The sequence below is a fragment of the Solirubrobacter phytolaccae genome, from assembly GCF_027587195.1.
GTDB classification, from domain to species: domain Bacteria; phylum Actinomycetota; class Thermoleophilia; order Solirubrobacterales; family Solirubrobacteraceae; genus Solirubrobacter; species Solirubrobacter phytolaccae.
The window spans coordinates 19913-29950 of the sequence record NZ_JAPDDP010000087.1; the positions used below are offsets into that span (position 1 = coordinate 19913).

At 68.7% G+C, this 10038-nt stretch carries 13 protein-coding genes; 5 read left to right on the forward strand and 8 right to left on the reverse strand.

Features of this window, described 5'->3' with window-relative positions; translation table 11 throughout:
• Genes OJ997_RS31130 through OJ997_RS31140 form a run of 3 tightly spaced genes read right to left on the reverse strand, consistent with a single transcriptional unit; the run spans window position 1 to window position 2986 of the window.
• Window positions 1-2019, reverse strand: coding sequence for a hydantoinase/oxoprolinase family protein (locus OJ997_RS31130; RefSeq protein ID WP_272600477.1), 2019 nt, complete (start codon window positions 2017-2019; stop codon window positions 1-3).
• A 29-nt stretch (window positions 2020-2048) separates the two neighbouring features.
• Complete coding sequence (locus tag OJ997_RS31135; protein WP_270029266.1) at window positions 2049-2372, reverse strand: cupin domain-containing protein; 324 nt, start codon at window positions 2370-2372, stop codon at window positions 2049-2051.
• 14 nt (window positions 2373-2386) lie between these two features.
• The gene (locus tag OJ997_RS31140) at window positions 2387-2986 is read right to left on the reverse strand and encodes a TetR/AcrR family transcriptional regulator (protein ID WP_270029267.1); all 600 of its coding nucleotides are present in this window, start codon (window positions 2984-2986) and stop codon (window positions 2387-2389) included.
• 92 nt (window positions 2987-3078) lie between these two features.
• On the opposite strand from OJ997_RS31140, the gene OJ997_RS31145 reads away from it, so the two are divergent.
• Window positions 3079-3828, forward strand: a complete 750-nt coding sequence (locus tag OJ997_RS31145; RefSeq protein WP_270029268.1) for an SDR family NAD(P)-dependent oxidoreductase — start codon at window positions 3079-3081, stop codon at window positions 3826-3828.
• 84 nt (window positions 3829-3912) lie between these two features.
• Entirely contained in the window at window positions 3913-5679 is a 1767-nt protein-coding gene (locus tag OJ997_RS31150; protein WP_270029269.1) for a DUF1963 domain-containing protein, read from the forward strand.
• Between the two features lie 160 nt (window positions 5680-5839).
• Here the strand turns inward: OJ997_RS31150 and OJ997_RS31155 are convergent, their stop codons facing one another.
• From OJ997_RS31155 to OJ997_RS31170, 4 genes are all read right to left on the reverse strand, one after another.
• Window positions 5840-6667, reverse strand: coding sequence for a hypothetical protein (locus tag OJ997_RS31155; protein WP_270029270.1), 828 nt, complete (start codon window positions 6665-6667; stop codon window positions 5840-5842).
• 143 nt (window positions 6668-6810) lie between these two features.
• Window positions 6811-7248 (reverse strand): hypothetical protein, encoded by a 438-nt coding sequence (locus tag OJ997_RS31160; protein WP_270029271.1) that lies wholly within the window; start codon window positions 7246-7248, stop codon window positions 6811-6813.
• An 80-nt stretch (window positions 7249-7328) separates the two neighbouring features.
• A complete protein-coding gene (locus tag OJ997_RS31165; protein ID WP_270029272.1) occupies window positions 7329-7694 on the reverse strand; it encodes a hypothetical protein in 366 nt (121 codons plus the stop codon).
• A 111-nt stretch (window positions 7695-7805) separates the two neighbouring features.
• Window positions 7806-8072, reverse strand: coding sequence for a hypothetical protein (locus OJ997_RS31170; protein ID WP_270029273.1), 267 nt, complete (start codon window positions 8070-8072; stop codon window positions 7806-7808).
• A 167-nt stretch (window positions 8073-8239) separates the two neighbouring features.
• Here OJ997_RS31170 and OJ997_RS31175 point away from each other — a divergent pair, with 167 nt between their 5' ends.
• Both OJ997_RS31175 and OJ997_RS31180 read left to right on the forward strand, forming a co-directional pair.
• On the forward strand, window positions 8240-8956 hold the full coding sequence (locus OJ997_RS31175; protein ID WP_270029274.1) for a suppressor of fused domain protein: 717 nt from the start codon (window positions 8240-8242) through the stop codon (window positions 8954-8956).
• 51 nt (window positions 8957-9007) lie between these two features.
• Entirely contained in the window at window positions 9008-9130 is a 123-nt protein-coding gene (locus OJ997_RS31180) for a hypothetical protein (protein ID WP_270029275.1), read from the forward strand.
• A 65-nt stretch (window positions 9131-9195) separates the two neighbouring features.
• Here the strand turns inward: OJ997_RS31180 and OJ997_RS31185 are convergent, their stop codons facing one another.
• Entirely contained in the window at window positions 9196-9408 is a 213-nt protein-coding gene (locus OJ997_RS31185) for a hypothetical protein (protein ID WP_270029276.1), read from the reverse strand.
• A gap of 85 nt (window positions 9409-9493) precedes the next feature.
• On the opposite strand from OJ997_RS31185, the gene OJ997_RS31190 reads away from it, so the two are divergent.
• Window positions 9494-9844 (forward strand): hypothetical protein, encoded by a 351-nt coding sequence (locus OJ997_RS31190; protein ID WP_270029277.1) that lies wholly within the window; start codon window positions 9494-9496, stop codon window positions 9842-9844.
• The last annotated feature ends 194 nt before the right edge of the window (window positions 9845-10038 follow it).

A 10038-nucleotide genomic window follows, 5' to 3' on the forward strand; every position in this document is an offset into this window, starting at 1 on the left:
TCACTTCACCTCCATGCGGATGTTCAGGTACTCGTCGACCTCGGCCTTCACACCGGGCGGGACGAGCGTCGTCGTGTCGAGCTGATCGATCACGGCGGGCCCTTCGAAGCTCGCGCCGGCGGGGATCTCGCTGCGTTCGAACACGGGCGTGTCGTGGGCCTCACCCTCGAACCACACCTCGCGCGTCTCGATCGGCTCCGGCATCTCACCGCCCTTCTCGTGCTTGGGCAGCTCGATGTCGGCCGTCTTGCCCGTGGCCACGAGCTGCAGGCGGTAGAGCTCGACGGGCGCGTGGTCGCGGTTGTAGGAGAACTCGCGCTCGTGCTCGGAGTGGAAGCGATGCACCGCCTGGTCGATGTCACCGTCGTAGGCGACCTCGAGGGAACGCCACTGCCCGAGGTAGCGCATGGCGATGGAGCGCTCCAGGGTGACGTCGTCGTCCTCCACACCCTCTGAGGCGAGCAGCTTCCGGCCTTGCTCCTCCAGCCGGGCGAACGCCTCGTTGACCTCCTGCTCGTCCGCCTCCGCCGCGGGCCGCAGGAACATCTCGCTCAGGTCGTGGCGGATGTCGACCATCAGGCAGCCGAGCGCCGACCACGTGCCGGGACGCAGCGGCACGAGCACGGTCGGCACGCCGAGCTCCTTCGCCAGGGCGGCGCCGTGAAGGGGGCCGGCGCCGCCGAAGACGACGAGTGCGAACTCACGTGGGTCGTACCCGCGCTGGAGCGAGATGATCCGCACGGCGTCGGCCATGTTCGCGTTGGCGACGCGGATGATCGCGTCGGCCGCCGCGTGCGTGTCGAGGTTCAGCGGCTCACCGATCGTGTTGATCGCCTGCTCGGCGGCCTCGCGATCGAGCGACATGCCGCCGCCGACGAGCTTGGATCCGAGCCGGCCGAGGACGAGGTTCGCGTCGGTGTTCGTGGGCTGCTCGCCGCCCTTGCCGTACGCCGCGGGACCGGGGTCGGAGCCCGCCGACTGCGGGCCGTTGCGGAGCGACCCGGCGGCGTCGATCGTGGCGAGCGAGCCGCCACCCGCGCCGATCGTGAGGACCTCGATGCTCGGGAAGCAGATGGGATGGCCGTACTCGACGAACCACTCGTTGGTCGTGCGGAGGTTGCCGTCGTAGACGAGGGAGATGTCCGTGCTCGTGCCGCCCATGTCGACGCCGATCACGTTCTTGTGGCCGCACAGCGCGGCCGTGTAGCGCGCGGCGACCGCTCCCGCCGCGATGCCTGACGCCGCCAGTCGCACCGCCAGCTCCTGCACGGCCTCGGGCGTCATCACGCCGCCGCCGGAGTGCAGGATCAGCAGGTCGCCGTCGTAGCCGTCGTCCTTCAGTCGCCGGTCGAGCTCGTTCACGTAGCCGGTGACGAGCGGGCTGAGGACGGCGTTCGCGACCGTCGTGGAGAACCGCTCGTGCTCGAACAGCTCGGGCAGCACGCCGGAGGAGGTGGAGATGCTCGCGTCGGGGAGCGCTTCTCTGAGGATCTCGGCCATCCGCTGCTCGTGGTCGCCGTTCGCGTACGCGTTGACGAAGCACACCGCGACGGTCTCGACCTCACGGCGGGCGAGGATGCGGGCGACCTCTTTGGCTTCCTCTTCGTCGAGCTCGGTGAGGACCTGGCCGGCCTGGTCGACGCGCTCGGTCACCTCGAGCCGGTCCCGCCGCCGGATGTACGGCTCGGCGTTGTCCTTGTACGCATCCCAGAGGTCGTCGCGCGTGCCGCGCCCGATCTCCACCACGTCGCGGAAGCCCTTCGTGCACACCATCGCCGCCTTCGGCAGCTTGCGCGTGATCAGCGCGTTGGTGGCGACCGTCGTGCCGTGGCAGAACAGCGCGGTCGCGCTCAGGTCGATCCCCGCCTCCTCGACCCCGGCCATCACGCCGTCGATCGGGTCTTTGGTGGACGCGACCTTCGCGACGTGCAGCTCCCCGCTGCCTTGGTCGAGGACGCACACGTCCGTGAAGGTGCCGCCGACGTCGACGGCGACCACGCGAGTCGCTTCTGAGGCCATGGGTGCTCCGTGCCCCGAAGCGGCGGCGCTTATGCCAGCGCGTCGATGATGAAGAGCCGGGCGGGCGTCGCTCCCTCGTTGCGACCGCGGTGGCGTGGCTGGGGCGGGAGCGCGAACGCCTCGCCGGGGGCGAGGTGGAACGGCTCGCGCCCATCCTCGAACTCATACGTGAGCGTCCCGCTGATCAGGTAGCCGCTGTGCGGCGTCTCGCACCAGTCGGCCCGGCCGTGGCCGGGCGCGTACTCCACGAGCGCCCAGCGCGTGCCGTCCACCTGTGCTTCGCGGTCGCCGACGCCCTCGTCGTGGACGGTCGGGTCGATCGTCGAGAAGTCGATCCTGCGTGGATCCGTCATGGCGTGAAGGTACGTCAGCGTGGCGGCCAGTGCAGGAGTGCCGCATCCACCACGGGCTGGAGGTCCGCGGACGATGCTCCGCCCGTCGCCTGCACGGACACGCCATCGGCGACTGTGGTGAGGTACCGGGCGATCAGGTCGGCGTCGGCGTCGGCGGGGAGGTCGCCCTCGGCGATGGCACGTTGGAAGCGCTCACGCAGGTTGTCCTGGCTCTGGGCCCGCCAGGCGGTGAGGATGTCCTGCACGGCTTGGCCGGTGACTCCGACCGCGAGGGCCGCGCGCACGCCGAGACAGCCGGCCGGCCGCCCCGGCTGGGTGCCCGCGCGCACCGCGCCGTCGAGGTAGGCCTCGGCCACCTCGCGCGCGGTGGCGGCGCGCACCGACTCCCGCACGTACGCGCCGGGTCCGCGTTCGTAGCGCGCAAGGACCGTGAGGAAGAGCTCCTCCTTGTTGCCGAACGCGGCGTACATGCTCTTGCGCGAGATGCCCATGGCCTCGGTCAAGGCCGTGAGGCTCGCGCCCTCGTACCCGTGCTCCCAGAAGACGTCGAGGGCCTTCTCGAGCGCGTCCTCGGCGTCGAACGCTCGCGGCCGTCCTCGCTTGACCTGATCCACACCACCACCGTAGCAATTCGGCACCGATCGGTGCGGAAGTTGCTACATTCGATTTACGCACCGACCGGTGCCGAAATAGAAGGAGGTCAGCGATGAACAGGCTCGACGGCAAGACGGCAGTGATCACGGGAGGCGGAACGAACGGGATCGGCCGCGCCGCCGCGGCCCGGATGGTGGCCGAGGGAGCGCATGTCTTCATCACGGGTCGCCGCGAGAGCGAGTTGGACAGCGCCGTCGCGGCGATCGGTCGCAACGTGACGGCCGTGCCGGGCGACATCACCAAGCCGGCCGACCTCGATCGGCTCTACGAGCAGGTCGCCGCCCACGGCCGCGGGTTGGACGTGCTGTTCGCCAACGCGGGCGCCGCGAACTTCGCGACGATCGAGGACACCACCGAGCAGGACCTCGACGAGATGTTCGGCGTCAACGTCACCGGCACGGTCCTCACGGTCAAGAAGGCGATCCCGCTGCTCAACCGGGGCGCCTCCGTGATCGTGAACGTCTCCACCTCCGCGGACCGGGGCGTGCCGGGCATGGGTGCGTACGCGGCGTCCAAGGCCGCCCTGCGCAGCTTCGTGCGCACGTGGGCCAACGAGCTCAAGGACCGGGACATCCGCGTGAACGCAATCTCGCCCGGGCCGACCGACACCTCCGGCGTCGCGGAGCTCGTCGGGGCAGAGAACCTGGACGCGTACAACGAGGCGCTCGTGGCCCAGATCCCCATGGGGCGCACGGGCCGGCTCGAGGAACAGGCGGGGGTCGTGGCGTTCCTGGCCTCCGACGACAGCAGCTTCATGCTGGGAGCCAACGTCTACGTCGACGGCGGCGTCAATCAGATCTGAGCCGCAGGCCGCGACGCCCGCATGTGTTGATTGCGCGTGAACCGGAGCGTTTGCTCTGAGATCGCCTCGGACATTTGCAGGGGCGTGGAACGAGATGTGATGCCTCAGGGCGCGGTGCGCGCTGTCGTGATTGACGTGCGTGGCGCAGAGACCGATGCGGTGGTCGAGGGCGGCAGGTGGTTCTCGGAGGCAGTGACCGAAGAGCGGATCGTCCGGTTTGAGAACGCGAATGGGGCGCTGGTCCCGCAGCCGCTGCCTCAGGGGCACCGGCGTGCGATCGAGGACGCAGCGGAGCCGTGCCCTGTTTGCTCGGCGGTCCAGTGGGTCGAGGTCGCCGAAGCCATTGGTTGCGAGCGGTGCGGCTGGATGGCGTGCGGTGCGCCCTCCACCGAGGGCGAGACGGCGGGGATCTTGCTTGACCCGCTGGGCGGTGAAGCTGACGAGCCGACTACCTCAGCGGATCGCGACCGGGAACGTCGACGTCTCAGGCAGGCGGCGCGAGCCGCTGCCGGCTTCCCCGTGTACGCGCGAGTGGGTAAGCCGGTACGGATCAGCGGATCGTCCGGTCCCTCACCGGAGGTGCGGACCGGGTTCCACGTCGATCAGCGGGAGGTGCCGGGGGAGCGCGTGAGCGTCGAGACCACGGTGAGCCCGGGATCGGGTTGGACCCTGCGGGAGCGGCTTGCGCATCTGCTGGAAGACGACGGATGGACGGAGGACCGTTCGCAAGCCGCCCAGCAGATCCAGTGGCTGCACGCTGAACGCACGGCGCGCCAGCAGGCCGCCAACACGCCGATCGAGACGCGCGAGCTGGTCATCGACGGCGAGCGGCGACCGTTCGCCTTCGTGGCGGCGCCCGACGGCTGGATCGCCGTCCGCGAACACGGCGACGTGCAGGTGGTCGTGACCGCACGTGAGGGAACGCAGCCTCAGCACGTCGCGCTCTCACCGATCGCGGACCTCGAGCATCCCGAGCGAGGTACGCTCGCCGATCTCGAGGTCATCCGCCGGAACGCGTCGAGCGAGCTGCCGACGCGCGCCGAGGTGTCCGCGTGGATCGACGAGGCCGGCTTCTCCGCGCACCGGGACGAGATCCTGGCCTCGATCGCGCCCGCGTACCGCCTCCGACCGGCCGACGGAGAGGCTCCACACCGAATCGGCGGGCTCCCAGACCTCGCTCCCGGCGAAGCCTGGCCACACTGCGACGGGGTTCCGCACACGCTCGTCCTGCAACTCGACTGCTCCAAGCTGCCGCCCTTGACCAGCGAGTTCGGCGATGCCCCACCTTGGAATCACCGCGGCGAGCTGCTGCGGGTGTTCGCCGGACTCGACATGGCCATGCCAGAGCCCGATCGCGCAGTCGTGCTGGCCCGCTCACCCGCAGCGCCACTTACCCGCGCCGACCTCCCGCCGCGGCCCGAACCACTGCCTGACTGGGCGTGGGAGGCCGAGGACGAGTCGCTGCGGATGCTCGCGCCACGCTTCGTGCACGTCGTCCCGTGCCTGACGGTCGGATTCGACCCCTATGGCAGGCGTTTCAGCCACAGCGAGATCCAAGCCTGCGAGTGGCTCCTGCATCGGATCAGCGCCGGCCCCATCGCCGCCCAACTGCTGGGGGCGGCCACGACGATGCAGGGCGAGGACCCTCGCCACACCGGCCCGTTCGTGCTCGAAGAACACGGCGAGACCGAGAACGTCCCAGACTCAGCCGACTGGACGGTGCTCGCCAATCTCGCCGACCATCCCGAGATGAGCTTCGGCGACGGCGGTGCCCTCGCGCTCGTGATCCCGCTCGCCGACCTCGCCGAAGGCCGCTACCACCGAGTCGTCACCGACCCATCGATGGGTTGACCCATCAACCGTAGGCAACACGTGGCGCTGCTCCCCCTTGATGATCGGTTCCCGCAGGACCCTCAGCGACGGGATGCGGTTGATGGACGCCGCAAGCGACGTACGAACACTGCTCGCGGCCCCAGCTCGCTCCTACCAGACGTACATCGACGGGTGACCTCTATGGCAGCCGCAGGGACTCTTCCGAGCTGCCGGCAAACTCGGTGACGTTGGTGCTGTAGACGTCGCCGTCCCAGCGCACGTACTTGCGGGTGCCGTCGAGCAACGTGATGGCCACGACCCGCGTCGTGCCGTTGAGGTAGACCCCCGTCTTGTCAGGGGCGGGCGCCGCGTCGGGCGCGTCGAGCGCAACGACGTCCAGACCTGCCGTCCGGGTCACCTCGGCGAGCCGTCGTGCCGGGTCTTGCGCCCAGCCCACGTAATCGACGATCGCGTCGAGGTTGATCATGCGCGCCCGGTAGTCCACCTGCGCTCGGCCGGCGTCGGTGAGCGCGACGAGGACCCGGACGCACGTGGCCTGCTGATCGAGAAAGGACGGATCAAGGCAATCGCTGTCCGAGCGGCGAGCCGGCGTGGCGATGAAGCACACGTCATAGGGGGCGCCGGTGAACGGAAGCCTGACCCGCGCACCCGAGCGCGGCAGCCGCATGTCGGTGCCCGCGTACCCACCGCCGTGCAGCTCGTGAAGACCGGTGTTCGGATCGAAACTGCCTCCGCCGCTGACCGTGACGCTGCCGTCGGCGTTCGTGGTGGAGTTGCTGATCCCCGGGCGCCCGCAGCCCACCGAGACCTTGCGGCCCGCCAGACCGCGATAGAGCTTGGCGGCCCCCGGACCGAAGCGCAACACGGGCGTGCGCTTGCCCATCACCGCCTCGACGCCGTCACCGGCGTCCTTGAACGGCAGGACCTGGTCAGCGATCGACGCCTCAGCGGCAGGAGCGACGACGATGGAGACGAGCAGTGAGAGGAACAGGCAGCGGAAAGGCACGCGCGGCATTGAAGCCGATGGGACGGTGCCACACAACTGAACGATCGTCGGCACATTCAGCTTCAGCCGACCGCTTGTTGCGACGCGCTCGCCAGCTGTATCGCGTTCCCCGCCGGATCGCCGGCCCGGCGTCCGCCCTACCGCTATGCCCGGATCCAGCGAGGAGTTCCCAACTCTTCCGCGGGCAGCGGGCTCGAGGAGGTTCGTTGGATACGAGGCACCGCCTCGCCAGTCGACGCGTCGATCAGCTGTCGGTTGGCCAGCGGCTCTCGAAGCTCGACGTCGAGGCTCACTTGCGCCCCGCGAATGAGCGGCTCACCGCCGTAGACCGTGTTACTGGGGCCGTCTCCGGCCACCACCCGGCGGATGAGGCCTATCGCGACACGGTCCCAGTCCTCAAGCACGAGCACGTCGGCAAGCTCGTTGCCGGGACGCGGGTCGGCGCCGGGCCGCGGTCTGAAGAACAACCGCACAACCGTGTCGCTGCCGGCGACGCCGACATCGTAGGCCTCGACGTGGACGACGGACGGGCGGCATTCCAGCGGTTCGAAGTCATCGTCATCATCGGCGCGCTCGGTCATCGATGCGCATTGTTCCGGGTTCGATACGCCCCCTGCTTCGACAGCGGCAGGAAAGGCGCTTCCGTCGAAAAGCGCTATGTCTACGCCGAGTCCGCGCGGTAGCTCGCTACAAGCTCGACCTTGCCGACGATGTGGTCGTTGAACTCGTCCAGGCGCTCCGCGGGGATCCACAGCTCGTCGATGCCGGTCCCGCCAACGCGCTGCGCTGGGAACTGCTGCGCGTAGTCGGCTTCAACCGCGAAACGCAACACGTGGCCGACGTAGTCAGATGCCGGGTCCTTCGTGTTCCACTCGCGCGCGATCTTCGTCGCGTAGGCCTCGTTGAGCACCGGGTAGAAGATCGGCTGCCCGGTCAGGCGAGGCGGAAAGCGAGTCCACCCGGTTTGCGCGACGAGATCGAGCTCCCGTTGCCCGACCGGTCGCCAGAGGATGAGAGTGTCGGCCACCCAGTGGGTGTAGCGCGAACTCCGGCCTAATGAGCGGAATCGTCGAGAAACGCACATTGACCGAGACGTGGCTCGCGGAGGCTTACGGACAGGACGGAGCTCCGCTGCTCATCACCGACTGATGACGACCCCCACGAGCAGAACGACCTCCCACAGGAGGCCGAACAGCACCAGCTGCTGGCCTTTCTGTCGCGCGACTTGCAGAGACGGGATCGAATAGCCGTTCGCCGAACGGGTACGCGCTTCGTGGCGGCGATGCCGTTCCACGACCCACGACGCGAACCCGCCGACATCGTGCACCAAGGCGAGCCCCATGCCGAGCCCGGTCACCGCGACGAAGACCATCAGGACCAGAAAGAACACCGCGACGCCGCTCACGGGTCGTCCGTGCCCGCAAACACGGTCTTACGAACGTTCCTTGCGTCCGTTCTCGGCCTGAAGGCGGGGCCATCGAAAGGAACCCCCTCGTCGAGAAGCGCTCCTTTGCCCGCTTTGACCGTTCGGGTAGTCGCGGTTGCCGTCTGTCGCAAGTACGGTCGGCGGCCATGTCCGATGAGTTCAGCGCTGAAGGTCCGATCCTGCGTCATGTCGAGGAGGCGCCCGCCTCGGGGTCGGTCGGCGACGTAGAGCTCATCGAGGCGGTGTCGGCCCACGTGGAGCGCCACCTCGGGTCGGGCGTGGAGGTCTTCCACCAAGTCGTGTCGCAGTGGGTCCACGTCGACATCCTCGTGGTCCCGCCAAGTGAGGAGCGGCCGTGCATCACGCTCGTCACGTGCGGGATGGCCGAGCAAGCGATGAACGCTCCCGACAACGACCCGGCCCTGACGCACACCGAGTTGGTGATGGTGTTTCCGCCAGACTGGCCGATCAAGGAGCCCCGCGGCATGTGGCCGCTGACGCTCCTGCAGGATCTGGCCGAGATCCCACACCGCTTCAACACCTGGCTGCACATCGGCCACACCGTGCCCAACGGCGATCCCGCACAGCCGTACGCGCGCAAGTGCCCGTTCACCGGCGTGATCCTGGCCCCGACCCTGCTCACGCCAGACGAGTTTGAAGTGCTGACCGTCGGCGAGCGTGAGATCTACTTCCTCGGCGTGGTCGCCCTGCATTCCGACGAGACCGACCTCAAGCTCGCCCAGGGCGCGGGGGAGCTCTTCGACCGTCTCGACGCGGCCGGCGTCTCCGAAGGTCTCGACGTGACCCGCCCAAACGTCGCGGACCCGAAGCCGCGCCGCTTCGGCTTCCGCCGGGTCGCTTGACCATCGATGGTGGAGCCGAAGTGAGCGGCGGCGCTCGAGGGATGGAGCTCGATGTCGTACTTCGAGCCGCAGGCGTGCAAGATCGGCGACGCGACCGAGGACCCGGAGGGCGCGCTGATTCGCAAGCGGTTCCTGCAGGACGTGGGTCTCTGGGAGCAAGACGACGAGTCGTAAGCGTCGTCGGCAAGAGCGCGCAATCGTCGAAGGCACCACTTTGAGCGTGCCTTTTGGCAGGTCGGTCAGTCCCAGGGATACGGTCGCGACGCGTCGCGCGCACGTGCCTGCCGCCGGCGCGCCCAGCGCACGTGTACCCACAAGGCGCCCTGAAGAGCGATCGCGGAAACGAGCCACGTCACGAGCCACGAGGTCTGCAGTGCCCAGTCGACGAGCAGCCACACCAACGCGACCAAGAGCATCAGGTACGTCGGGCGCAGTGGCTGGCCGGGCGGCATCCGCACAACCTAGGGGGCTTCGGAGCAGCAATCGTCGATGAGTGCTCCTTCCGCGAAGGTGGCGTTCCCTCCGTAACCTCATCGCGTGGCCGATTTGCTTGAGGTCGACCTCACCGACGAAGAGCGAACACTTCTGGTCAGTGGCCTGAATGAGTGGGGCGGCTCGGCGAGACCGACGCCCGACGTCGCCAAGCTCATGGGCTTCGGGGGTGTCGAAGCGCTGCTCCGTGAGGGAGGCGTGATCGCCCGCAAGGTCAAAGCGCGCGAGCCGCTCAGCGCCGCCGATTGGCGGCGCGCGCTCTTCGCAACCGAGATCGTGTTCGTGAGCGATCTCGTCGGCTCGGGCGTCGACTGGGCGACAACCACCGGACTCACGGACGAGCAGTCGATCCGACTGCTGCGCGACGTGCAACGCAAGCTTGTGGGCCTCGCCTGAGATCCCTGCTGAGCCGCCCTGGGTTCACTCGATGTGCGGCCCCGGCGTGAGATCGCGAGCAGCGACTCGGCGAAATCCGCTCCTCCTGGACCGCAGCCGCGCGCTGGCGGCTCTCAGCTCTTCGGCGGTGCCATCCATTCGATGAATTCGACCGCCCCGCGTCGAACCGACGGGTCCACGGCCGGCGCGGTCCG

Bases quoted from the DNA above. Each gene is read 5' to 3' on its own strand.
- OJ997_RS31130 (WP_272600477.1), bottom strand. From the start codon at position 2,019: ATGGCCTCAGAAGCGACTCGCGTGGTCGCCGTCGACGTCGGCGGCACC.
- OJ997_RS31135 (WP_270029266.1), bottom strand. From the start codon at position 2,372: ATGACGGATCCACGCAGGATCGACTTCTCGACGATCGACCCGACCGTC.
- OJ997_RS31145 (WP_270029268.1), top strand. From the start codon at position 3,079: ATGAACAGGCTCGACGGCAAGACGGCAGTGATCACGGGAGGCGGAACG.
- OJ997_RS31160 (WP_270029271.1), bottom strand. From the start codon at position 7,248: ATGACCGAGCGCGCCGATGATGACGATGACTTCGAACCGCTGGAATGC.
- OJ997_RS31175 (WP_270029274.1), top strand. From the start codon at position 8,240: ATGTCCGATGAGTTCAGCGCTGAAGGTCCGATCCTGCGTCATGTCGAG.
- OJ997_RS31180 (WP_270029275.1), top strand. From the start codon at position 9,008: ATGTCGTACTTCGAGCCGCAGGCGTGCAAGATCGGCGACGCGACCGAG.
- OJ997_RS31185 (WP_270029276.1), bottom strand. From the start codon at position 9,408: ATGCCGCCCGGCCAGCCACTGCGCCCGACGTACCTGATGCTCTTGGTC.